We start from the raw sequence: 22,063 nt of genomic DNA on the forward strand, positions 1-22,063 counted from the left end.
CGCCGTCCCGGTCGGAACCTCCGTGCCGGCCGGGGTCAGTCCCCGGCGGCGGGGGCCGGGAGCGGGCCGGCCAGCCGGTGCAGGGCGATGGCGGCCAGCTCGGCGGCGGCCGCGGGCGGGGCGTCGCCCGCCGCCCAGGTCTCGACCGCGACCCGCATCGCGGTGTTGGCGGTGGCCGCCAGCAGCCGGGCGTCCAGGCCCGCCGGGTCGAGGCCGCCCAGCCGGGCCAGCACGGGCAGCAGCGCGGCCTCCGCCTCGTGGTGGACCCGGTGCCAGACGTCGCGCAGCGCCGGGTCCGCGGGCATCGCGCGCAGCAGCCCGCGGGTCCAGACCAGCGACTCGGCGGGCTGCCCGGGCGCCGGGTCCAGCGCGGCCCGGGCGGCCGCCACCAGCGCGGGCAGCGGCGCGCTGCCGGGACCGGCCGCCGCGAGCAGCGCGATCCACTGCCGGGAGCCCTCCGCGAGCAGCGGGGCGACGGCGTCCTCCTTGGTGCGGAAGTAGCGGTAGAAGGTGCGCAGCGAGACGCCCGCGGTGCGCGCGATGTCCTCGGCGGTGGTGCCCTCCGCGCCGCGCTCGGCGAACAGGCGGGCCGCGGCGAGCGCGATCTCGTGCTGGGTGGCGGCCTTGCGCCGCTCGGTCAGCGACAGCGCGGGGCCCGGGTCGCGGTCGGGTGCGGGCGGGTGTGCGGCCATGGTCGGTTCCCCCGGAGGTGCGGCGCGGGCGCGGAAGATCTCCAGCGTAGCCGGAACGTCACCGTATGCGAATGTGGCACAACGTGCCATCGAGGCGTACCGTGTCTTTCGAGAGGTCGGACCGACCCGCCCCGCACCCCAGGGAGACCCCCATGCACCGCTTCGAAGGCCGCCGCGTCCTGATCACCGGCGCCGGCTCCGGCATCGGCCGGGCCACCGTCCACCGCGTCCTGGCCGAGGGCGGCACCGTGGTCGCCGCCGACGTGGTCGAGGCCGGACTGGCCGGCACCCGCGCGCAGGCCGAGGCCGACGGCACCGCCGACCGCCTGCTGACCCGGCTGGTCGACGTCTCCGACGAGGCGTCCGTCCGGGCCGGGGTGGGCGGCGCGATCACCGAACTCGGCGGCCTGGACGCGGTCGTCAACGCCGCCGGCATCCTGCGCTCCGCGCACACCGAGCAGACCACGCTGGAGTTCTGGAACCGGATGCTCGCGGTCAACCTGACCGGCACCTTCCTGGTCACCCGCGAGGCGCTGCCCGCGCTGCTCGCCACCGGCCGCGGCGTGGTCGTCAACTTCTCCTCCACCTCGGCCTCCTTCGCCCACCCCTACATGGCCGCGTACGCCGCGACCAAGGGCGGCATCCAGTCCTTCACGCACGCCGTCGCCGCCGAGTACGCCAAGCAGGGCCTGCGCGCCGTCTGCGTCGCCCCCGGCTCGATCGCCTCCGGGATGACCGCCGACCCCGGCCTGCCCGCCGACGCCGACCTGTCCTGGTTCGCCAAGCTGCAGCCCGCCCTCGGCCGGGGCTTCGCCGGACCCGAGACGGTGGCCGGCGTGATCGCCATGCTGGCCTCCGACGACGGCGCCTTCGTCACCGGCACCGAGATCCGGATCGACGGCGGCACCCACGCCTGACCCGCCCCGGGGGTCGGGGGGCACGGAACCGCCGGGCCCGGGGGAACCGTCGGGCCCGGCGCGGACGTCCACCCCACGGCGTGCATACTTGACCGCACGTTCGTCACGGCCGCGCCGAGCCCGAGGCACCCGACTCCACCCGGCTCGCGGACGCGCCGCGAGTGGGAGACACGGGGATCACGGGCCATGGGGCTGACCAGCACCACGCTGCTGCTGTTCACGATCGAGATCGCGGTCGGGGTGCTCGCCGCCACCGTCCACTGGTGGCCCGCGCTCGCCGCCCGGCACTGGCGGGCCGTCCTCGGCCGGATCGGCGTGCTGCTCGGCGGCCAGCTCGCACTGCTCGCCGTGATCGGCCTGCTGGCGAACAACTACTTCTCGTTCTACAGCAGTTGGGACGACCTGCTGGGCAGCGGCAAGGACGCCCCGGTCAGCGTCCGGGCCGCCGTCACCCCCACCCCCGCGCCCGGCACCGCCCCCGCCCCCGGCGCCACCCCCGAACCGGAGCCCGAGCCGGCGAACCTGCCGCTGCTGCCCGCCGAGGAGACCGGCAGGGAACCCGTCAACACCGGCCTCGGCCGCGACCCCGGCAAGGTCGGCGAGATCCGCGCGGTCCGGATACCCGGCGCCCGCACCGGCCTCAGCACCGACGGCTACGTCTACCTGCCCCCGCAGTACTTCCAGCCCGGCAACGAGCAGCGGAAGTTCCCCGCGATCATCGCGATGACCGGCTTCCCCGGCGACGCCAAGGCGCTGATCACCCGCTTCAACTACCCGGGCGTCGCCCTGGACGAGATCCGGGCCGGCCGGATGCAGCCCACCGTCCTGGTCCTGATGCGGCCCTCGCCCGCGATGCCTGCCGACCCCGAGTGCGAGAACGTCCCCGGCGGCCCGCAGGCCGAGACCTACTTCGCCAAGGACGCCCCGCGCGCCCTCGCCGCCACCTACCGCCTCGCCACCGGCCCCGGCGCCTGGGGCGTCATGGGCAACTCCACCGGCGGCTACTGCGCGGCCAAGCTCGCCATGCGGCACCCCGAGGTCTTCGCGGGCGGCGTCTCCATCTCCGGCTACCTCAAGGCCGCCGAGGACGTCACCACCGGCGACCTGTTCAAGGGCAGCCAGCAGCGCCGCGACGAGGCCGACCTGCTGTGGCGGCTCCAGCACCTCCCGATGCCGGGCACCGCCGTGATGCTCAGCGGCGCCGAGAAGGGCGACGGCGACTTCCGCAAGGACGCCGACGCCTTCACCGCCGCCGCGAAGCCCCCGCTCACCACCGCCGTCGCCTCCGTCCCCGAGGGCGGCCACAACTACACCACCTGGATCCGCCTGCTCCCGGCCGGCTTCCAGTTCCTCTCCGCCCACCTCAAGCCCTGACCGGCCCGGGGCGGAAGAGGCTCCGCCGGAGCGGAGCCGGGAGGACGGGGGCCCTGGCGGGCCGGAGCCGCCGGGCCGGAGGGGAAGGGGAGGTTTCGCCGGGCCGGGGGGAAGGACAGGAGGCCCTGACGGGCCGGGGGCGGAGGGAAGAGGGCCCCGGCGGAGAAAGGGGTGCTCCGCCGGGGCCTGCGAACGAGGGAGAAGAAGACGCTCCGGCAGGTCAGAACCGGGTCAGGCTCACCGGCGGGGTGCCGGGGGCGGTCGTCCAGCCGGTCCAGCCGACGCCGGGCTTCAGGTAGTTCTCGTAGATGCTGCCGTCGGTGCCCAGGACGTACGTCACGTTGACGCCGTTGCGGTCCTTGGTCGAGTTCGGGACGCCGACGAAGGAGACCCCGTTCGGGAGGGGGGTGTTGTAGGTGTGCCAGCCGGACCAGGGGCCGTTGCCGGGTTGGGTCCGGTAGCTCTCCTGGAGGTTGCCGGATCGGTCGAGGGCGGTGATGACGGTCTTGCCGGCGGAGTCGACGAAGACGCTGGGGGAGCTGACGAGCGAGCCGTTCGTGCCGGGTGCGGCCGTCCAGCCGTTCCAGCCGACGCCGGGGGTCAGACGGTTCTCGTAGATGTTGCCGTCGGTGCCGGTGGCGTAGGTGGTGTTGACACCGTTCGCGTCCTTGCCGGCGAACGGCGTGCCGACGAAGGAGACCCCGTTGGGGAGGGGGGTGTTGTAGGTGTGCCAGCCGGACCAGGGGCCGTTGCCGGGTTGGGTCCGGTAGCTCTCCTGAAGGTTGCCGGAGCGGTCGAGGGCGGTGATGACGGTCTTGCCGGCGGAGTCGACGAAGACGCTGGGGGAACCGGCGAGCGAGCCGTTCGTGCCGGGCGCGGCCGTCCAGCCGGTCCAACCGGTGCCGGGCTTCAGGTAGTTCTCGTAGACGTTGCCGTCGGTGCCCAGGACGTACGTCGCGTTGACGCCGTTCACGTCCTTGGTGGCGAACGGCGTGCCGACGAACCGGACCCCGTTCGGCTGCGGCGTGCTGTAGCGGTGCCAGCCGGACCAGGGGCCGTTGCCGGGCAGGGTCTGGTAGTTCTCCTCCAGGTCGCCCGCACCGTCGATCGCGGTCAGCACCGTCCGGCCCGTCGCGTCCACGAAGGCGCTCGGCGCGCTGACGAAGCCGTTCGCGATGGTGGTGGGGCTGTAGACCTGGCCGTCGCCGAGCGACGCCCAGCCGGACCAGTTGCCCGCGCCGGGGGAGCGCTGGTAGCTCTCGTGGATCCGGGCGTCGGTGCCCAGGGCGTAGACCGCGAGGGCGCCGTTGTGGTCGACCACGGTCGCCTGCGCGCCGGCGAGCATGCCGTGCGGCCCGTTCGGGACGCCGGTCCGGCCGGCGTAGCCCGCCGCGACGATGTTCGCCTGCACCGCGTCCTCGGCGGCGTCGCTCGGGTAACCGGCCGTCATGACGCCCTCGAAGAAGGTGCCTTCGGCCCAGTTGCTGTTGTCGCCGCCGATGCCCAGGATGATGCCGCCCTCCTGCTTCATCGGCCGGTAGGTGCCCCGGCTCGGCAGCGGCCCGTTCCACCAGGTGCTCAGCGCGCCGGACCGGGCGTCGCCGCCCTTGAGCGCGTACGTGCTCTGCCCGTCGTTCTTCAGCATCGCCGTGACGAACTGGCTGCTGTTGCCGAGGTTGGCGGGGTTGACCCCGTCGTCGCCGGAGAACAGGCCGTCCTCCAGGTCGGCCTGGACCCACGGGCCCGAGCCGGTGCAGGACCCGAAGAAGCACCTGGTGCTGAGGGTGAGGGCGTCCATGTGCGCGTTGCCGGTGTCGGCGGGTACGGTCTCCGCGTTGCCGTAGTCGAAGCAGCAGTCGGCGTTGACGTGCTTGCCGCTCGCCACCATGTAGGCGCCCTCGGGCGCGCCGTTCACCGCGACGCCGACGGCCCGCCCGGCGGACCGGTAGCCCACGCCCTGGGTGATCCAGACCCCGTACACCTTGTGGCCGCCCGCGGTGACCGCCAGCGCGTTCGCGTCCGCGGGCCGGTCGGCGCCGGTGCCCCAGGCCGAGTGGGTGCCCCAGGGGACGCCCGCGGGGCCCGGGGTCAGGTCGTTGTGGTTCGGTGTCTGGTCGTAGATCCGGGTGATCGCGCACTCGGTCCCGGCGCAGAAGGCGTCGTGGTCGGCCGCGTCGGCGTAGCCGTCCGGCAGCGGGGAGACGTCGTGCACCGCCCCGTCCGAGACCCGGGTGAGCCGGTACAGCGGGCCGCTGTAGCCGGTGAACAGGGCCCGGACGGTGCTGTGCGCGGCGACGCACGCCGTGCCGTGGGAGCCGTAGATGTCACAGGGGCCCTTACCGCTCGCTCCCGCCGCGGTCGGCAGCGAGACCAGGCTCGCGACGAGGACGGACAGGACGCCGAGCAGGGCGCGGAGCGGATTCCACCGGCCGGGGCGACTGCGGGTCGTGGACAAGGGAGGACCCTTTCGGGGCAGCGGGGGCTGGGAACGGGCCCGACCACCGACCCGCCGAGGCCCGGCGCAGACTATGGCAGGCCCTCAGACGCTGTCCACGAACTTTTGTGCGCATGCCCGGCCGCGCCGGGCGGGGCGTCAGGCCGGGGTGAGGGTGCCGGTGTGGAGTTCGCCGACGCGGCCGGTCTCGCCCTCCCAGGTCCAGAAGACCTTGACGGTGAGGGCGTTGAGGTCCATGACGTGGCTGACGGTGATGCCGCTGCGCTCCGTCCAGGAGACGAACCAGATGCCGGGGGCGACCTGGGCGGCGTGCAGCGGGACGTCCTCGTACTGGCCGGCGGACTCGCCGAGGCCCTCCCAGCGCAGCCGGGTGCCGTCCGCGGAGTAGGAGTTGCGGAAGGCGGCGCCGTTGTCGACCTCGAAGAGGTAGGTGCGGCCGGCGAAGCCCGGCAGGGGGGCGGCGGTCATGGTGTGGGCGGTCCTTCGGACGGTCGGCGCGGTGGACGGCGGCGGCCGGGTGCGGCCGCCGCCGTTCCAACCTATCCGACCGGGGCTCCGCTCAGCAGCCGAAGTTCACGCGGCGGAAGGACGCGTAGTGGTCGGCCGTGTAGTAGTCCTCGTGGTAGGTCCGGCCGGTGATGATCCGTCGGGTGCCGCGGGTCGGGCTGCCCGGGGTGATGACGGTGTACTCGTGGTAGTAGCCGCTGCTCTGCGCGGGGAGGACGCCCTCGCGGTTCTGGAAGACGACACCGTCCTGCGAGTACGGGAACGGGCCGCCCGCGTCGATCAGGCGGATGGTGTCGCGGCCCTGGCTGGGCAGTGCGGTGTAGCAGACGGTGCCGCTGACGGCGGCGTGCGCCTCGGTGGTGGCCACGGCGACCGGGGCGAGGGCCAGCAGGCCGAGGGCGGCGACCGAGGCGGAACGGATTTTCAACGCGCGTAGAGTCATTCGCATGCCAGCAGTGTGGCGCGGGCCCCGGCCCGGCGGAACCCTTGGCGCGAACACTTCATTTCTGGGTAACTCCGGGGAAAACCGGCCGACTTGTGGCGTACCGCCACCGGCGGCGCCCCCGCCCTGTGGGCCGGGCACATGGGCGCCGGGCCGCCCCGCCCCTACCGTGACCTGACCCGTCGTCACCCCGTCACCAGGGCAAGGAGGACCGCGTGCGCCACCCGCTGAGGTCCCTGATCACCGCACTGCTGGCCGGCGCGCTGCTCGCGCTCGGCCCCGTCCCCGTGCAGGCCGCGACCCCCGCCACCGCCCCCGCCACCGCCCCCGCGTACCTCACCAGGGAGGCGGTGTTCGGCGCGCCCGGCAACGGCTGGGCGCAGGTCGAGCGCTACCTGGACGGCACGCCGGGATTCACCCAGGAGCAGTACCCGGACGACGGGCGCGGCGACCAGGACGGCGCCCGCGTCACCTATTTCGGCGGGGTCGGGCGCCCGTTCTCCGGCCGGTTCCTGCTGTACAGCGCGGCGGGCTGGGACACCGCCGCCGGGACGCCCGTGCTGCTGGTGCACGGGGCCAACGACAACGCCGACCGGGCCTGGGCGAACCCGGGGGAGAGCGGCAGCTGCGGGGCGTCGAGCTGCCCGGCCACCGGCATGGCGCAGGCGCTCGCGGCGGCCGGGCACCGGGTCTTCGCGATCGGGTTCGCGCACAAGCAGGGCGACGACCTGATGCAGGCGCAGGCGGTCGGCGACGCGCTCGCGCTGATCCGGGCCAGGACCGGCGCGCCCCAGGTGGACCTGGTGGCCTGGAGCAAGGGCGAGGTCGCGGCCCGCGCCTGGGTCTCCTCGGTGAAGCCGTCCTGGGGCCGGTCCTACGCGGGCGACGTGCGCCGACTGGTCACCCTGGGCGGCCCGAACGGCGGCCTCGACTACGTCTACGCGCACGGCTGGGCGTTCTCGCTGGCCACCTGGCCGGCCTGCGGCGGCACCGCCAACGCGCCCTCCCCGCACCTGTACATGACCTGCTACGGCAGCTACACCGCGCAGCCCTGCCTGGGCGTGCTGCCCGGCGGAGGCCGCGACTGCTTCCCCGGCCAGCGGCAGCTGCTGGCCCGCTGGGACGGCACGTACGGGGTGGACGGCACGATGCAGGACTGGTGGACCACGTACTACGGCGGCCAGGGCTACTACACCTCCGGCCGGGGCATCCAGGCCGCGATCGACGCCGGCTCGCTGATCGCCCCGCTGAAGCGGGCGGGCGTCCCGGCCGCCGTGCGGAGCTACCTGCTGGCGGGCGGCTCGGCGGACGTCCCCGGCATCCTGAACGAGAACCGCGGGCCGAGCGACGGGCTGGTGTTCACCGCCAGCGCGCTGGACACCGCCGGGTACGGGACGGTCGGCGGCACCGCACTGCTGAGTGGTCTGAACCACATGGAGCTGGCCTGGGCCCCGGAGGCGATCGGGCAGGTCCGCGCCTGGCTGGGATGAACGCCCTGGTGAGCGGCGTCACATGAGGGCCTGTGAGGCTGCTCTCAGCGGGCCGGTGGCTATTGGAGACAAAGCGACAATCCGCCTAGCCTGCAGAAGCCGCCCGTTCGGGCGGACCCGCCGTCGGGACGCCGAATCCTGCCCGGCCGACGGCGCGGTTCCCCCAGCACACCACGGGCGGGAGCGGGGGACCCACGGCAGTACGCCGTGCCTTCCCCCGTGCCTGCCCGGGCCCGCCCGGCAGCCGTGGTGAGCGGCGCGGCTCGGGGTGAAGCCGCGCCCGCGCCCGACCCAGCGCGGGCCGACGCGGCCGGGCGACCTCGGCGCCCGAACCCGACAGCTCACCTCGCAGGCGTCGCGGAGGACCCCCTTCCATGCGACGACCCCTCGCCACCCCTGCCCGCCCCGCTTCCCCCGCCCGTCCCGCCGGTTCCGACCGTCCCGCCCGCCCCGCCTCCCTCGCCCGGCTCGGCGTGCTGGCCGGCGCGGCCGCGCTGGTCGGCGTCCCGCTCGCCACCACCCCCGCCGGAGCGGCCGCCACCCCCACCGTCACCCAGGACCGGCTCGCCCCGGCGGGCATGACCGCGGGCACCGCGGGCACCGCCTCGGTGACCCTGCACGCCGCCCGCTGCTTCACCGCCAGGACCGTCGGCGTCGGCGTCCGGGACGCCTCCGGCGCGAACCTGGACTTCCCCGGCAGCGCGAGCAACGTCCGGATCTGCCCCGGCGGCACCACCGTCACCACCGGCGCGCGGAACCTCCCGGCCGGCGACTACACCCAGTTCGGCTTCTGGCAGGACACCGCGGGCGGCTGGCACAACCTGCCCTCGCGCACCCTGGCCGTCACCGCCCCGACCGCCCCGACCGTGCCGTCCGGCCCCGTCCAGGGCAAGGAGCTGACCTGGTCCGACGAGTTCGACGGGCCGATCGCCTGGGGTGCCAAGTGGACGGGCGACCGCTCCAGCTCCTACCGCTACGGCACCCACAACCCGGACGACAACAAGCTCGACTGGCTGGCGCAGTCCGCCGTCACCGTCTCCGGCGGCGCGGCCGTCTTCACCGCCACCCCGTCCGCGCACACCCTGGAGAGCGGCAAGCGGGCCTGGGACACCGGCATGCTGACCACCGAGTACAGCCAGGAGGGCTTCCAGGTCCGCACCGGCGACTACATCGAGGCCCGGGTCAAGCTCCCCGCCGCGGACGGCGCCTGGCCCGCGCTGTGGACCTGGAAGGACGGCAACAACGAGATCGACTCCTTCGAGTACCACCCCGACAACCCGAACCTGCTGGAACTCTCCAACCGGATACGGTCCAGCCTGAAGTACCACACCGACGCGGGCGCGGTCGGCCCCGACCGCTGGGTCACCGTCGGCACCTACTACGGCGCCGACACCGTCGAGTGGTACGTCAACGGGGAGAAGGTGTTCTCCGACGGCAACGGCGTCGGCCCGAACTGGTCGGCCTACCCGATCCTCAACCTGTCGATCGGCGCCGGGCAGTACCACCCCGCGGCGAGCGGCGGCACGCCGATCGGCTTCAGCGCCGACTGGGTCCGGGTCTACCGCTGACGACCCGTCAGGAGACCCGCAGGGCGAACGGCGTCAGGTTGTTCGCCGGGTCGTGGTCGTCCGCGCCCACCACCCGCACCTGCCCCGAGGACGTCAGGCCGCGGGGCAGGTGCGCGTCCGCGCGGACCGGGACCAGGGCCGTCGCCGAGCGCAGCGGCGGAAGGCCCGCCGGGAAGGTGCAGCTGACCCGCCGGCCGGCGGCGGACGCGGTGCAGGAGGACGGGAAGTACGGGCCCTCCGCGGTGAACCCGGCGGGCAGGTCCACCAGCACCGTGAACGCCGAGGCCGTCCGCTCCGGCCCGCCGTTGGCGACGAAGGCGTGCACCGTGGTCGTCCCGCCCGGCGCGACCGGGTCCGGGTCCAGCCGCACCACCTGGAGGTCCGAGTCCGAGACGGCGGGAGCCGCGGCCGGCCCGGCCAGCGCGAGCACGGGGGCGACGAGCAGCGGAACGAGACGGTGCACGGGAACGCTCCAGCGGACGGCGGTCTGACGTTCACTCAGCGTAGCCGCACGCCGGGGGAATCCGCGGCGCAGCGCGCCCGCCGGGCAGGTCGCCCGCGGTCGGAGCCGTGGTTCGTCTCCGCAACGGATCTCCGCGAAGGCCTCACAGGTCGTCCATGCCGCAGGTGATCGTGTTCTGCCAAGCTCGGAGATCCCCCAGACCTGCGAAAGCTCCGACCACCGATGACAGCTACGAGTTACTGCGTGCCCTGCCGGCGCCACCTCAACGGCGCGTTCTCCTGCCCCGGCTGCGGCGCCCCGGCCGGTGTCGGCCCCGTCCCGGAGGCGCCCCGGGCCTCCCCCGCCGCCGTGCTGCCCGCCGTCGTCGCGGACCGGCCCCGCCGGGACCGGGCCGGCTCCCGGCGCCGGGCCGGCCGACCGGGTCGCCGGGTCGCCGTGCTCACCGCCGCCGGGCTCGTCCTCGGCGGGGCCGGCGTGGTCGCCGCCACCGTCGACGGCGGAGCGGGTTCCCCGCCGCCCGCCCCCGTCGGCAGCCCCGACCGGCCGGCGCCGTCGTCGGCCCCCGCGAGCGTTGCGCCGTCGGACGCCCCGACGCCGTCCGCGACCACCGCCAAGCCGTCCCGCAGCCCGGGGGCGAAGCCGTCCGGCGCCGCACCTGCCACCACCGCGCCGTCGACCGCCGTCCCGGTCGCGGCCCCCGCGACCACGCCCGCGCCGAGCACCCCGGCCGCCACCGCGCCCGGCGGCCCGCCCGGTTCGAAGCCCTCGCCGTCCCCGACCTGCACCCCGTTCCTGTTCTGGTGCCGGTGACCCGGAACGACCGGGCGGCCCCGACCCGGGACGTTCCCGAGGAACGCGGGCGCGCACGCGTACGTGTCAGATCGCGCCGAGGTCGATCTCGACGGCGAACGGAGCGGCCGTCCTGATGGTGCCCGTGAACACGTCCGTGTCGCGGTAGGACCGGCTCGCGGGGTCGAGAACGTAAGTGCAGACGAGGGGGACGCCGTTGGCGGTCTGCTCGATCCGCCAGTAGAAGGCGATGCCCGCCCGGGCGTACTGCTCCACCTTCACGATGCGGTCGGTGGTCTCCGAGCCGGGTGACACGACCTCGACGACCAGGAGGACGTGCTCCGGTCGGGTGGGCGTGATGTCGATGGTCTCGGCCCGGTAGACCACGACATCGGGCCGCCGGTTGGTGAGCGGCACGTCCTGCAGCCGGACGTCGAAGTCCGTGTCGGCGTTCCAGTCCGGACCGGCGGCCGCGTCCAGGGCGTTCGCCAGGATCCGGGCCAGGCGGTTGTGCCGTTTGGACGCGCTCGGGCTCACGACGACCATCCCGTCCACGACCTCGATGCCCGCACACTGCTCCTCGGACCAGGAGTCGTACTCGTCCGCGGTGATCTGGTGGTGCATCCACTCGGGCGCGACCATCTCGGCGGTCATCGGCGTACCTCCTCGGGAGTCGGCGGGCTCCGTGCTGCTGGGCCCAGCGTACTGTTCGGCGGTTCCGGTCAGAGGACTTCGCCGAGGCGGGCCGCGATCGACTGGAGGAGGGGGACCAGGGCGCTGGCGCCGGACTGGGTTTCGAGGGCCTGGATGCGGGCCTCGGGGCCGGAGACGGAGAGGGCGGTGGGGGTGGGGGCGCCTGGGACGGCGACGGCGAGGCAGCGGACGCCGATCTCCTGCTCCTGGTCGTCGACGACGTAGCCGCGCTCGCGGGCGGCGGCGAGCTGGGCGAGCAGTGCGCCGGGGTCGGTGACGGTGTGCGGGGTGTGGGCCTGGAGCGGGCCGGGGCCGAGCAGGGCGCGGGCCTCGTCCTCGGGGAGCTGGGCGAGCAGGGCCTTGCCGACGCCGGTGCAGTGCGGCTGGACGCGGCGGCCGACCTCGGTGAACATCCGCATCGAGCGCCGGGACTGGACCTGCCCGACGTACACCGCCTCGCCGCCCTCCAGCACGGCGAGGTTGGCGGTCTCGCCGGTCGCCTCCATCAGTTCGGCGAGGTGCGGGCGGGCCCAGGAGCCGAGCAGGCGGCCGGCGGTCTCGCCGAGGCGGATCAGCCGCGGGCCGAGGGTGTAGCGGCGGGCGCTGTCCTGCCGGACGTAGCCCTGGGCGACCAGGGTGCGGACCAGCCGGTGGATGGTCGGCATCGCCAGGCCGGAGGCGCCGGACAGCTCGCTGAGGGTGGCGACGCCGCCGGAGTCGGCGAGCACCTCGAGGAGCCGGAAGGCGCGCTCGACGGACTGCACCGAGTTGGTGGTGCGTTCGGTGGGCGTGCTGGCCACGGGCGGTTCCCTTTGCTGTGGTGGGGGCGGGCTCCGCGCGATCCGATCAACAAACCGTTGAAATTCTGTATCGCGGAAACTAGTCTCCACCCTACAGAACGGAACTGCCCGAGGAGAGTCCCGCCATGGCCGCAGATCAGGGTCCGTCCCCCGTTGTCCCCGGTGTCGTGGTCGCGGGCCCGCCGGTGGCGCGCGCCGAGGAGGTGCTGACCCCGGCGGCGGTGGCCTTCGTCGCGGGCCTGCACCGGGCGTTCGAGGCCCGGCGGCAGGAACTGCTGGCCGCCCGCGGGGCGCGCCGCGCCGAGATCGCCCGGACCGGGACGCTGGACTTCCTCCCGGAGACTGCCGGCGTCCGGGCCGCCGACTGGCAGGTCGCCCCCGCCCCGCCCGCCCTGACGGACCGCCGGGTCGAGATCACCGGCCCCACCGACCGCAAGATGGTGGTCAACGCGCTCAACTCCGGCGCGAAGGTCTGGCTCGCCGACTTCGAGGACGCCACCGCCCCCACCTGGGAGAACGTCCTGACCGGCCAGGTCAACCTGATCGACGCCTTCGAGGGCCGGATCGACTTCACCGACGCCCGGGGCAAGGCGTACGCCCTCGGGCCCGCCGCCGGACTCGCCACCGTCGTGGTCCGCCCGCGCGGCTGGCACCTGGACGAGCGCCACCTGACGGTGGACGGCACGCCGGTCGCGGGCGCGCTCCTCGACTTCGGCCTGTACTTCTTCCACAACGCCGCCCGGCTGCTCGCCAGGGGCGCGCAGGACCCCAACTCCGGCCCGTACTTCTACCTCCCCAAGACCGAGAGCCACCTGGAGGCCCGGCTCTGGAACGAGGTCTTCACCCGCGCGCAGGCCGAACTCGGCGTCCCGCACGGCACGATCCGCGCCACCGTGCTGATCGAGACCGTCACCGCCGCCTTCGAGATGGACGAGATCCTGTACGAACTGCGCGAGCACGCCGCCGGGTTGAACGCCGGCCGGTGGGACTACCTGTTCTCGATCGTGAAGAACTTCCGGGACGCCGGCGGGCACTACGTCCTGCCCGACCGCAACACCGTCACCATGGCCTCCCCGTTCATGGCCGCCTACACCCGGCTGCTGGTGCGGACCTGCCACCGGCGCGGCGCGCACGCCATCGGCGGGATGGCCGCGTTCATCCCCTCCCGCACGGACCCGGAGGTGAACGCCGCCGCCCTGGTGAAGGTCCGGGCCGACAAGGAGCGGGAGGCCGGCGGCGGCTTCGACGGCTCCTGGGTCGCCCACCCCGACCTGGTGCCGGTGGCCCGGGAGTGCTTCGACGCGGTGCTCGGCGACCGCCCGCACCAGAAGGAGAACCCGGGCCCGGACGGCGAGGTGACGGCGGCCCGGCTGCTCGACGTCGCCGGCGCGGGCGGCAGCTGCACCCGCGCCGGACTGCACAACGCCGTCCAGGTCGGCCTGCGCTACATCGAGGCGTGGCTGCGCGGCCTCGGCGCGGTCGCCATCTTCCACATGATGGAGGACGCCGCGACCGCCGAGATCTCCCGCTCGCAGATCTGGCAGTGGGTCCACAACGGCGTCGTCCTCGCCGACACCGGCGAAAAGACCACCGCCGAGCTGGTCCGCCGCCTGGTCGCCGAGGAACTCGCCGCCCTGCGGACCGAGTTCGGCGAGCAGGCGTACGCCACCGGGCGCTGGACCGAGGCCGCCGTCCTCTTCGAACAGGTCGCCCTCGCCGAGGAGTTCCCGGACTTCCTCACCCTCCCCGCGCTCGCGCTGCTCGACTGAGACCCCGCCCCGGCCCGCCCGGGGACGGGGCCGGAAAACCGGGTGCGGGTGCGGGCGGGGCGTCGGTAGGGTCGGTCTCGTCCGGGTGCGCAGGCAGGGGTTACTTCCACTGTTAATGGGCGTGTCGCGGGTTCGAGTCCCGCCATCGGCGCTCCGTGCCGGTGTAGCTCAGTCGGCAGAGCAGCTAATGTCACCTCCGCCGCCTTCGATCTCCGGACACCCAACTTCACACCACTGCCACCTCCCGGTGCGCAGGCGCCGGTTACTTCCTCCAACGAAACCACCGGCGCCGCTTTCGATCTCGGGAGGCACCGTGCCGGGGCGTCCGGTGCGCGGGCGGGGGTTACTTCTGGTTCCGGCAGTCCCGGGTTCGAGTCCCGGACGGCGGCGCGTGCCGCCGGTAGCTCAGCTGGTAGAGCGCCGGAAAGGCACCCCCGCCGCGGCCGGCCCACCGGGCCGGCCCGACCTCGGACGCCCCGGTTCGGCACGCCTCGCCGCAGGAGAGGAGTCCGCCATGGCCCGCTTCAACCACCGCCGCCCCACGGGCGGCCCGACCTCGCCCGTCGCCACCACCGGGCGCACCACCGCCAACCACGGCGGCGGCCCCGGCTTCCTGCGCGACCGGAAGTCCGAACTCTTCCTGCTCGCCGTCGCCAACCTGGTCGGCCAGGACACCTTCTACGAGCAGGGCGGCGCCCGCGACGACCGCTACACCGCGCTGGTGCGCGAACTCGCCGTCGCCGACCCCGAGTGGACGCTCGGCCTGCTGCGCTGGCTGCGCGACGGCGCCGCGATGCGCACCGCCGCGCTGGTCGGCGCCGCCGAGTTCGCCCGCGCCCGGCTCGCCGCCGGCCTGCCCGGCCACTCCCGGCAGGCGGTCGACGCCGTCCTGCAGCGCCCCGACGAACCCGGCGAGATGCTCGCCTACTGGACGTCCCGCTACGGCCGCGCCCTGCCCAAGCCCGTCAAGCGCGGCGTCGCCGACGCCGCCGCCCGGCTGTACGGGAGCCGCGCCCTGCTCAAGTACGACACCGCCGGGAAGGGCTTCCGGTTCGGCGACGTGCTGGAGCTCACCCACCCCTCGCCGCACCGCGACAAGCCGTGGCAGGGCGAGCTGTTCCGGTACGCGCTCGACCGGCGGCACCGCCCCGACGAGGCCGTCCCGCCGTCCGGCGACGCCGTGCTGACGGCCCACCGGGAGCTGATGGCGCTGCCCGTCGCGCAGCGCCGCGCCGTCGTCACCGGCCCCGGCGGGGCCGAGGCGCTGGCCGCCGCCGGCCTGACCTGGGAGGCGCTGGCCGGCTGGCTGCAGGGCCCGCTGGACGCCGAGGTCTGGACGGCCGTCATCCCCTCGATGGGCCCGATGGCGCTGGTGCGCAACCTGCGCAACTTCGACCGGGCCGGGGTGTCCGACCAGGTCGCCGAACGGGTCGCCCGACGGATCTCCGACCCCGAGGAGGTCCGGCGCTCGCGCCAGTTCCCGTTCCGCTACCTGGCCGCGTACCGGCACGCGCCCTCGCTGCGCTGGGGGCACGCGCTGGAGACGGCGCTGCGGCACTCGCTGGCCAACGTCCCCGTGCTGCCCGGCCGCACCCTCGTCCTGGTCGACCGCTCCGGCTCGATGTTCGACCGGCCGAGCGAGCAGACCCAGCTCAACCGGGCCGACACCGCGGCCGTGTTCGGCACCGCGCTCGCCCTCCGGGCCGCCGACGCCGACCTGGTCGAGTTCGGCACCGGCAGTCGGCCGGTCCGGCTGCAGCGGGCCGAGTCGGTGCTCAAGGTGGTCGACCGGTTCGGCGACCTCGGCGGCACCAACACCGCCGCGGCGGTGTTGGGGCACCAACACCGCCGCGGCGGTGCGCGCCCACTACCGCCGCCACGACCGGGTGGTGATCGTCACCGACGAGCAGGCGTACGGCGACTTCCGGCACGACCCGCTGGAGGCCGTCCCGGCGCACGTCCCGGTCTACACCTGGAACCTGGCCGGCTACCGGACCGGGCACGCCCCGTCCGGCGGCGCCCGCCGGCACACCTTCGGCGGCCTCACCGACGCCGCGTTCCGCCTGATCCCGCTGCTGGAGGCCGGACGGAACGCCGCCTGGCCGTGGGAGCGGCAGGGCGAGTGACGGGGCGTCAGGCTCCGCCCCCGGCCAGCGAGTCGCCGAGGGCGGAGCGGGCGTAGAGCACCGAGCGGCCGCTCCTGGTCCGGGTCAGCAGGCCCGCGGCGGCCAGCGCGGACAGGTGGCGGCTGACCGCGCCCGGCGTCACCTCCAACCGGTGCGCCAGCGCCGTGGTCGAGGCCGGCTGGTCGAGCAGCACCAGCAGCCGGGCCCGCGGCGGGCCGATCAGCTCGGCCAGCGCGTCCGGCACCCGCAGCGGCGGCCGCTCGCCCAGCAGCGCCTGCCCGCGGGCCGGGTAGCTGATCGCCGGCGGCCCGTCCGGACTGATCACGGTGTGCGCCCGGCCGCCGCACAGGGCCGGGATCAGCACCAGCCCGCGCCCCGCCACCCGGGTGCACCGCCCGCCCAGCGCGCGCACCCGCGGATCGGGGTCGTCCAGCCGCAACACCCCGTCCCGCCAGGACAGTTCGGGCGCCAGGTCGGCGAACAGGCCCTCCGCGCCGCGCTCCGCGAACATCCGCCCCCGGTGCGCCAGGTCGGCCTCCAGCACGGCCCGGGCCCGCGGCCACCACTGCGGCAGCAGGCAGCGCTCCCAGTAGGCGGCCAGCACCCGCGCGCAGCGGGCCGGCAACTCGGCCGGATCGTCCAGCAGTTCGGCCACCACCGGCGGCAGCGGCGCCCCGTCGCCCCGGTACGCGGCCAGGAAGTCCGCCGCCGCCTCGGCCGGCGGCGTCCGCGCCAGCACCGCCAACTCGCTCTCGAAGGACGGTCGCCGCACCGCCGGACGGGGCGTCAGGAAGTCCGGCACCCACACCCGCGGCGTCACCAGGGCGTCCAGCAGCGCCGTGTCCAGCGAGCGGTAGCCGTCCTCCCAGGACGCCGTCCAGCGCCGGTAGTGCGGGTACGCCGCGGGCCGCCGCCGGGCCCGCAGCGTGAACACCGCCTCCTGCAGGGGCGAATAGGTGATCCAGGTGGTGGCGAGATCGTCCACGCCGAAGGAGAACTCGAACATTGACCCCCACGGTAAAAGAGTGCCGGGGCGTTGGGAACCCTGGTGTCCTGACCGCCATGACCGCCACCGTCGCGCCCGCCGGGCGCCGCTCCCTGCTGCCCGCCGACCCCGTCCTGCGCCGGCTCGCCGTGCTGACCGCCGTCAACACCGTCGGCAACGGCCTCTACTACTCCGTCAGCGCGCTCTACTTCACCCGGCAGGTCGGCCTGAGCGCCGCCCAGTTGGCGACCGGCATGGCGTTCGCCGGGGTCTCCGGCATGCTCGCGGGCGTCCCGTTCGGGCGGCTCGCCGACCGGGTCGGCCACCGCCGCCTGCTGTACGTCCTCGGCCCGCTCCAGGGCCTCGCCGTGCTCGCCTACACCGTGGTGCACGGCTTCGCCGCGTTCGCGGTGGCCATCGTGGTCGCCACCGTGCTGGAACGCGGCGCCGTCGTGGTGCGCAGCGCGCTGATCGCCCACCTGCTGCCCGCCGAGGACCAAGTGAGGTCCCGCGCCCTGCTGCGCTCGGTGATGAACGCCGGACTGGTGATCGGCAGCACCGGCGCGATCTTCGCCCTCCAGGAGGACAGCCACTGGGGGTACGCCGTGGTGCTCGCCCTCGACGCGGCCAGCTTCGCCGCCACCTCGCTGCTGCTGCGCGGCCTCCCCGGCTCCGCCCGCCCCGACGCCGCCCGCCCCGACGCCGGGAACCCCGCCGGGCCGCAGGACCGCCGGGCCCGGCCGCGCACCGCGCTCGCCGACCGGCGCTACCTGCTGGTGGCGTTCCTGCACGCCGTGCTGGAGCTGCAGTTCGCCATGCTGGAGATCGGCATCCCGCTGTGGATCGCCGTTCACACCGGCGCGCCGCGCGCCCTGGTCGCGGTGGTCGGCATCGTCAACTGCCTGACGGTGGTGCTGTTCCAGGTCCGGGCCGGGCGCGGCGTCACCGACCTGCGCAGCGCCGCGCGGGCCTGCGCCCGGGGCGGCGTGCTGCTCGGCGCGGCCTGCCTGGTGTACGCGGCGGCCGCCGGACGGGGCGTGGCCCTCGCGGTGGCGCTGCTGCTGGCCGGGGTGCTGCTGCACAGCCTGGCCGAACTGCTCACCTCGGCCGGCGGCTGGACGCTCAGCCTCGACCTGGCCGACCCGGCCGCGCACGGCGAGTACCAGGGCGTCTTCATGAGCGGCCAGGCCGGCTCGCACGTGATCGGCCCGCTGGTCGTCACCGCCACCGTCCTCGCCCACGGCGTCGCGGGCTGGGCCGTCCTGGGCGCCCTGCTCGCGGCGGCGGGCCTGACGATTCCCCTGGCGACCCGCGGGGTGACCGGGCCCCGGGCCGCCGTCGCGGCATAGCGGGACGGGCGTGGTCGGCCCCGGACCCTTCGCCGGGGTCCGGGGCCGTGGGCCGGGAGTCCGCCGTCGTCCCTGGCGGCGGGCCCCCGGGGCGGGAAGGGGTGTCAGCCGCGGGCGGCCAGGGTGCGGGCGGCGCGGGCGGCGGTGCGGGCGATCCGGTCCTCGTCGACGGTGCTGAGGCGGCCGTGCTCGACCACCGGGTTGCCGTTGACGAACAGCGCGGTCAGCGGCGGGAGCGCGCCGAGGACGAGGGCGGCCACCGGGTCGGCGATCGAGGAGTGCAGCACGCCGTCGACCTTCCACAGCGCCAGGTCGGCGAGCTTGCCGGGCTCGATCGAGCCGATCTCGGCCTGGCGGCCCAGCACCCGGGCGCCGCCCATGGTGCCCAGCCGCAGCGCCTGACGGACCGTCAGCGCGTCGGGGCGGCCGTGCAGCCGGTTGATCAGCAGCGCGTTGCGCAGCTCGGTGCCCAGCTCGCCGGACTCGTTGGAGGCGGTGCCGTCCACGCCCAGGCCGACCGGGACGCCGGCGGCCAGCATGGCGGGCACCCGGGCGATCCCGGCGGCCAGGCGAGCATTGGAGGACGGGCAGTGCGCCACGCCGGTGCCGGTCTCGGCGAACTTGGCGAGGTCGGAGTCGTTCATGTGGACGCAGTGCGCCATCCAGACGTCCTCGCCCAGCCAGCCCGTCGACTCGAAGTAGTCGGTCGGGCCCATCCCGAACAGCTGCTTGCAGAACTCCTCCTCCTCGGCGGTCTCCGAGCCGTGGGTGTGCAGCCGCACCCCCTTGCGGCGGGCCAACTCGGCGGACTGCCGCATCAGTTCGGTGGAGACCGAGAACGGCGAGCAGGGCGCCAGCGCGACCTGCAGCATCGAGCCGGGGGAGGGGTCGTGCCACCGGTCGACGGCGGCCTCGGAGGCGGCCAGGATCTCGTCGGTGTCCTCGACCGCGTGGTCCGGCGGCAGTCCGCCGTCCTTCCGGCCGCGGTCCATCGAGCCGCGCAGCGCGGTGAACCGCAGGCCCAGTTCGCGCACCCCGTCGATCGAGGCGCCGAGCAGGTCGCCGGCGCCGCGCGGGAACACGTAGTGGTGGTCGGAGGCGGTGGTGCAGCCCGACTTGAGCAGGGCGGCGGCCGAGCCCTGGGTGGCGGCGCGCACCAGGTCCGCGTCGATCCGGGCCCAGGTCGGGTACAGCGCCACCAGCCAGTCGAACAGGATGGCGTCCTGGGCCAGCCCGCGGGTGATCCACTGGTAGAAGTGGTGGTGGGTGTTGACCAGCCCGGGCGTCAGCAGGTGCCCCTCGCCGTCGATCCGCCGCGCCACGCCGTCCAGCCCGGCGGGCGCGGGCCCGTCCCCGACCGACTCGATCGTGTTGCCGAGCAGCACCACGTGGCCGCGGGCGTACTCGGTGTCCCGCGCGTCGACGGTGGCGATCGCGGCGTTCTCGATCACGGTCCGCCGGTCGGCGGCCGGGGGCTGGACTGCCATGGGGGAAGCTCCTCGCGGGGAACGGCCGGCGGCACCGGCCTGCTGGAACGGCGGTTCGGGCCACGCCCGCCGGGGGAACGGCGGGTCAGGCCACCGGTATGACCGGGGTGACGCCCTCGCGGTGCACGGTGCCCTCGATCAGGCCGTACATCCGGTCGGCGGCGTAGTAGACCTCGTTCTCGTTCCGCAGCCCGAAGGGTTCGAGGTCGACCAGGAAGTGGTGTTTGTTCGGCAGCTCCAGGCGGACCTCGTCCACCTCGGCGCAGTTGTTCAGCACCCTGGTCCCCATCGCGTGCAGGGTCTGCTGCAGCGAGTAGGAGTACGTGTCGGCGAAGGCCGCCAGCAGGTGCCGGCGGACCTGCCGGTAGGAGCGGTTCCAGTCCGGCGCGGCCAGGCCGTCGCGGCCGTGGAAGCCGAACGCCCAACGGGCCGTCACCTGGGTGGCCAGGATGCGGTCGTGGGCCTCCCGCAGGGTGGTGTACCGGTCCTTGATGTAGCCCCAGAACTCGGAGTCGGTGGTGTTCATCACCACCAGGTCCTTGAGCCCGGAGACCACCCGGAACCGGTCGCCGTCGTACACCACCTCGGTGGTGCGGACCTCCCGGCCGTCCCGGACGAAGGAGTGGCCGGACTCCGCCGTACCGGTCTCCGCCGCGTCGGCGTCCGTCGGGTCGGCGTCCGCCGGGCCGGGCGGCCCGATCCGGTCCCAGGCGTACTCCTCGACCCTGATCCGGGCGCTGTGCACCACACCGCGCTCGGTGTTGTCCACGAAGTGCCGGGCCAGCAGGACCGCGAAGCCCTCGGCGGACTCGATGCCGTGCTCCTTGGCGAAGGCGTACACGGTGTTCTTGGTGGTGTCGGTGGGCAGGCAGTTGGCGTTCGAGCCGGTGAGGTGCACGTCCTCGAACTCGCCGCGCAGCGAGACCGAGACGTTCAGGTCCTTGATCTCGTGCCGGGCGGAGTCGCGGTACACCCGGACGATGCGGTTCTCCGCCTTGCCGTACTGGTTCTGGCCGAGCACGTGGGCCATGACGTGACTCCTAGGGGTCCAGGCGGTCTACCTAGCTTCCGCGGTAGACCGAGTAGCCGAACGGGGAGAGCAGCAGCGGCACGTGGTAGTGGCGCTGCTCGGGCGCGACCGCGAAGACGACCGACACCTCGGGGAAGAACGGCGGCCCGTCCGGCCCCGCCCCGTACGCCGCGGTGTCGAACAGCAGCCGGACGACCGAGCCCGCCGCCACGGCCGGCAGGTCGGTGACCCGGCCGTCGGAGTCCGTGGCGGAGGTGCCGAGCACCGTCCAGCCGCCCGCGGTGCGCAGGGCCAGCTCGACCGGGACGCCCGCGGCCGGGCGGCCGAGGCTGGTGTCGAGCACGTGGGTGGAGATGCCGGTCATGGGGAGGACCTCACTGGTGGCGGGAAGGGCCTTGCAGGCGACAAAAGATGACGACCCGTCAGGATATGACGCCCGGTCGGGCGGTCAGGGCGCGTCGAGCAGTCGGCCGAGGCGGAGGTCGTTGATCCGGCGCAGCTCGCCCCGGACCGTCCCGGCCTCGGCGGCCGGGTCGTTCGGGAGGCGTTCGCGCAGCGCCTCCAGCATTCCGGCCGCGGTGCGGCCGGTCGCGCAGATCAGGAAGACGTGGCCGAACTTCGCCTCGTAGGCGGCGTTGGCCGTGCGCAGCTCGTCCAGCAGGGCCCGGTCGGCGCCGCGGACGCCGGACTGCTCGCGCTCGGAGACGGCGTCGCCGGTCTTCGGCGCGCCGATCCGGGCGTGGCCCGCCAGCGCGTCGCGCAGGTCGGCGGCGGACAGCCCCGACGTCGCCGCCGCGTTGGCGGCGAGCAGTTCGGCGCGGTCCGACCAGGGACGGGACGCCGCGACGGCGGCGGCCCAGGCGGGGCTGGAGCAGACCTCCAACAGGATCTCCCGCAGCCCGGCCGGGTCGGCGGCGGCCAGGGCGGCGAGGGCGGGGGGTGGCTGGGTCACGGGTGGACCTCCTGGGGGTTGGTGCCACCCGCACAAGCTAGATCCGCCGCAACGGAGCGTCAACAGTTTGTTGAAGTGTTTGTGGGGCCGTCCCGAGGCGCCCGGCCGGACGGTCCGGCGCCGTGTGCGATCCGCCGAACGGACCGCGCGGGCCGGGCGGGCGGAACGTGTCGAG

The 22,063-nt window shown here is 74.7% G+C and carries 19 protein-coding genes and 1 pseudogene; 8 read left to right on the forward strand and 12 right to left on the reverse strand.

What is annotated here, in order from left to right; genetic code table 11:
- Window positions 1-35: 35 nt before the first annotated feature.
- Window positions 36-692 (reverse strand): TetR/AcrR family transcriptional regulator, encoded by a 657-nt coding sequence (locus tag ACIQBJ_RS07435; RefSeq protein ID WP_400705078.1) that lies wholly within the window; start codon window positions 690-692, stop codon window positions 36-38.
- A 152-nt stretch (window positions 693-844) separates the two neighbouring features.
- On the opposite strand from ACIQBJ_RS07435, the gene ACIQBJ_RS07440 reads away from it, so the two are divergent.
- Window positions 845-1,609 (forward strand): SDR family NAD(P)-dependent oxidoreductase, encoded by a 765-nt coding sequence (locus ACIQBJ_RS07440; RefSeq protein ID WP_400705081.1) that lies wholly within the window; start codon window positions 845-847, stop codon window positions 1,607-1,609.
- A gap of 186 nt (window positions 1,610-1,795) precedes the next feature.
- Window positions 1,796-2,983, forward strand: coding sequence for an alpha/beta hydrolase (locus tag ACIQBJ_RS07445; protein WP_400705084.1), 1,188 nt, complete (start codon window positions 1,796-1,798; stop codon window positions 2,981-2,983).
- A 220-nt stretch (window positions 2,984-3,203) separates the two neighbouring features.
- Here ACIQBJ_RS07445 and ACIQBJ_RS07450 read toward each other — a convergent pair whose 3' ends face one another.
- The 3 genes from ACIQBJ_RS07450 to ACIQBJ_RS07460 all read right to left on the reverse strand — a co-directional run bounded on the left by ACIQBJ_RS07450 (window position 3,204) and on the right by ACIQBJ_RS07460 (window position 6,393).
- On the reverse strand, window positions 3,204-5,438 hold the full coding sequence (locus tag ACIQBJ_RS07450) for an arabinofuranosidase catalytic domain-containing protein (RefSeq protein ID WP_400705087.1): 2,235 nt from the start codon (window positions 5,436-5,438) through the stop codon (window positions 3,204-3,206).
- A 138-nt stretch (window positions 5,439-5,576) separates the two neighbouring features.
- Complete coding sequence (locus ACIQBJ_RS07455) at window positions 5,577-5,906, reverse strand: MoaF-related domain-containing protein (RefSeq protein WP_400705090.1); 330 nt, start codon at window positions 5,904-5,906, stop codon at window positions 5,577-5,579.
- 91 nt (window positions 5,907-5,997) lie between these two features.
- On the reverse strand, window positions 5,998-6,393 hold the full coding sequence (locus ACIQBJ_RS07460; protein ID WP_400705093.1) for a ribonuclease domain-containing protein: 396 nt from the start codon (window positions 6,391-6,393) through the stop codon (window positions 5,998-6,000).
- A gap of 209 nt (window positions 6,394-6,602) precedes the next feature.
- On the opposite strand from ACIQBJ_RS07460, the gene ACIQBJ_RS07465 reads away from it, so the two are divergent.
- Window positions 6,603-7,877: an esterase/lipase family protein gene (locus ACIQBJ_RS07465; RefSeq protein ID WP_400705096.1), complete on the forward strand. Its 1,275-nt coding sequence runs from the start codon at window positions 6,603-6,605 to the stop codon at window positions 7,875-7,877.
- A 374-nt stretch (window positions 7,878-8,251) separates the two neighbouring features.
- A complete protein-coding gene (locus ACIQBJ_RS07470; RefSeq protein WP_400705098.1) occupies window positions 8,252-9,445 on the forward strand; it encodes a hypothetical protein in 1,194 nt (397 codons plus the stop codon).
- 7 nt (window positions 9,446-9,452) lie between these two features.
- On the opposite strand, the gene ACIQBJ_RS07475 is transcribed toward ACIQBJ_RS07470, so the two are convergent.
- Window positions 9,453-9,908, reverse strand: a complete 456-nt coding sequence (locus tag ACIQBJ_RS07475) for a hypothetical protein (protein WP_400705100.1) — start codon at window positions 9,906-9,908, stop codon at window positions 9,453-9,455.
- A 222-nt stretch (window positions 9,909-10,130) separates the two neighbouring features.
- Here ACIQBJ_RS07475 and ACIQBJ_RS07480 point away from each other — a divergent pair, with 222 nt between their 5' ends.
- On the forward strand, window positions 10,131-10,718 hold the full coding sequence (locus ACIQBJ_RS07480) for a hypothetical protein (protein WP_400705102.1): 588 nt from the start codon (window positions 10,131-10,133) through the stop codon (window positions 10,716-10,718).
- Between the two features lie 66 nt (window positions 10,719-10,784).
- On the opposite strand, the gene ACIQBJ_RS07485 is transcribed toward ACIQBJ_RS07480, so the two are convergent.
- On the reverse strand, window positions 10,785-11,351 hold the full coding sequence (locus ACIQBJ_RS07485) for a Uma2 family endonuclease (RefSeq protein ID WP_400705105.1): 567 nt from the start codon (window positions 11,349-11,351) through the stop codon (window positions 10,785-10,787).
- 68 nt (window positions 11,352-11,419) lie between these two features.
- Complete coding sequence (locus ACIQBJ_RS07490; RefSeq protein WP_400705108.1) at window positions 11,420-12,190, reverse strand: IclR family transcriptional regulator; 771 nt, start codon at window positions 12,188-12,190, stop codon at window positions 11,420-11,422.
- A 125-nt stretch (window positions 12,191-12,315) separates the two neighbouring features.
- On the opposite strand from ACIQBJ_RS07490, the gene aceB reads away from it, so the two are divergent.
- Window positions 12,316-13,959 carry a malate synthase A gene (gene aceB, locus ACIQBJ_RS07495; protein ID WP_400705111.1) on the forward strand — a complete coding sequence of 548 codons (1,644 nt, stop codon included), beginning with the start codon at window positions 12,316-12,318 and terminating at the stop codon, window positions 13,957-13,959.
- Between the two features lie 514 nt (window positions 13,960-14,473).
- A pseudogene (locus ACIQBJ_RS07500) lies at window positions 14,474-16,085 on the forward strand (TROVE domain-containing protein).
- 7 nt (window positions 16,086-16,092) lie between these two features.
- Here the strand turns inward: ACIQBJ_RS07500 and ACIQBJ_RS07505 are convergent.
- Window positions 16,093-17,091 (reverse strand): helix-turn-helix domain-containing protein, encoded by a 999-nt coding sequence (locus tag ACIQBJ_RS07505; protein WP_400705114.1) that lies wholly within the window; start codon window positions 17,089-17,091, stop codon window positions 16,093-16,095.
- A gap of 56 nt (window positions 17,092-17,147) precedes the next feature.
- Between ACIQBJ_RS07505 and ACIQBJ_RS07510 the strand changes: the two genes are divergently transcribed.
- A complete protein-coding gene (locus ACIQBJ_RS07510; protein WP_400705117.1) occupies window positions 17,148-18,419 on the forward strand; it encodes an MFS transporter in 1,272 nt (423 codons plus the stop codon).
- Window positions 18,420-18,523: 104 nt separating this feature from the next.
- Here ACIQBJ_RS07510 and ACIQBJ_RS07515 read toward each other — a convergent pair whose 3' ends face one another.
- From ACIQBJ_RS07515 to uraD, 4 genes are all read right to left on the reverse strand, one after another.
- The gene (locus ACIQBJ_RS07515) at window positions 18,524-19,906 is read right to left on the reverse strand and encodes an 8-oxoguanine deaminase (RefSeq protein ID WP_400705120.1); all 1,383 of its coding nucleotides are present in this window, start codon (window positions 19,904-19,906) and stop codon (window positions 18,524-18,526) included.
- An 85-nt stretch (window positions 19,907-19,991) separates the two neighbouring features.
- A complete protein-coding gene (gene pucL, locus ACIQBJ_RS07520) occupies window positions 19,992-20,936 on the reverse strand; it encodes a factor-independent urate hydroxylase (RefSeq protein WP_400705123.1) in 945 nt (314 codons plus the stop codon).
- A 31-nt stretch (window positions 20,937-20,967) separates the two neighbouring features.
- Window positions 20,968-21,300 carry a hydroxyisourate hydrolase gene (gene uraH, locus ACIQBJ_RS07525; RefSeq protein WP_400705126.1) on the reverse strand — a complete coding sequence of 111 codons (333 nt, stop codon included), beginning with the start codon at window positions 21,298-21,300 and terminating at the stop codon, window positions 20,968-20,970.
- An 84-nt stretch (window positions 21,301-21,384) separates the two neighbouring features.
- The gene (gene uraD, locus ACIQBJ_RS07530) at window positions 21,385-21,888 is read right to left on the reverse strand and encodes a 2-oxo-4-hydroxy-4-carboxy-5-ureidoimidazoline decarboxylase (RefSeq protein ID WP_400705129.1); all 504 of its coding nucleotides are present in this window, start codon (window positions 21,886-21,888) and stop codon (window positions 21,385-21,387) included.
- Window positions 21,889-22,063: the final 175 nt, after the last annotated feature.

Source organism: Kitasatospora sp. NPDC088391 (assembly GCF_044753345.1).
Taxonomy (GTDB): domain Bacteria; phylum Actinomycetota; class Actinomycetes; order Streptomycetales; family Streptomycetaceae; genus Kitasatospora.

Coding starts and splice junctions, on each gene's coding strand:
- ACIQBJ_RS07515 (WP_400705120.1), bottom strand. CDS start 19,906: ATGGCAGTCCAGCCCCCGGCCGCCGACCGGCGGACCGTGATCGAGAAC.
- pucL (WP_400705123.1), bottom strand. CDS start 20,936: ATGGCCCACGTGCTCGGCCAGAACCAGTACGGCAAGGCGGAGAACCGC.
- ACIQBJ_RS07440 (WP_400705081.1), top strand. CDS start 845: ATGCACCGCTTCGAAGGCCGCCGCGTCCTGATCACCGGCGCCGGCTCC.
- ACIQBJ_RS07485 (WP_400705105.1), bottom strand. CDS start 11,351: ATGACCGCCGAGATGGTCGCGCCCGAGTGGATGCACCACCAGATCACC.
- ACIQBJ_RS07435 (WP_400705078.1), bottom strand. CDS start 692: ATGGCCGCACACCCGCCCGCACCCGACCGCGACCCGGGCCCCGCGCTG.
- ACIQBJ_RS07505 (WP_400705114.1), bottom strand. CDS start 17,091: ATGTTCGAGTTCTCCTTCGGCGTGGACGATCTCGCCACCACCTGGATC.
- aceB (WP_400705111.1), top strand. CDS start 12,316: ATGGCCGCAGATCAGGGTCCGTCCCCCGTTGTCCCCGGTGTCGTGGTC.
- ACIQBJ_RS07460 (WP_400705093.1), bottom strand. CDS start 6,393: ATGCGAATGACTCTACGCGCGTTGAAAATCCGTTCCGCCTCGGTCGCC.
- ACIQBJ_RS07510 (WP_400705117.1), top strand. CDS start 17,148: ATGACCGCCACCGTCGCGCCCGCCGGGCGCCGCTCCCTGCTGCCCGCC.
- uraH (WP_400705126.1), bottom strand. CDS start 21,300: ATGACCGGCATCTCCACCCACGTGCTCGACACCAGCCTCGGCCGCCCG.
- ACIQBJ_RS07480 (WP_400705102.1), top strand. CDS start 10,131: ATGACAGCTACGAGTTACTGCGTGCCCTGCCGGCGCCACCTCAACGGC.
- ACIQBJ_RS07455 (WP_400705090.1), bottom strand. CDS start 5,906: ATGACCGCCGCCCCCCTGCCGGGCTTCGCCGGCCGCACCTACCTCTTC.
- ACIQBJ_RS07445 (WP_400705084.1), top strand. CDS start 1,796: ATGGGGCTGACCAGCACCACGCTGCTGCTGTTCACGATCGAGATCGCG.
- ACIQBJ_RS07470 (WP_400705098.1), top strand. CDS start 8,252: ATGCGACGACCCCTCGCCACCCCTGCCCGCCCCGCTTCCCCCGCCCGT.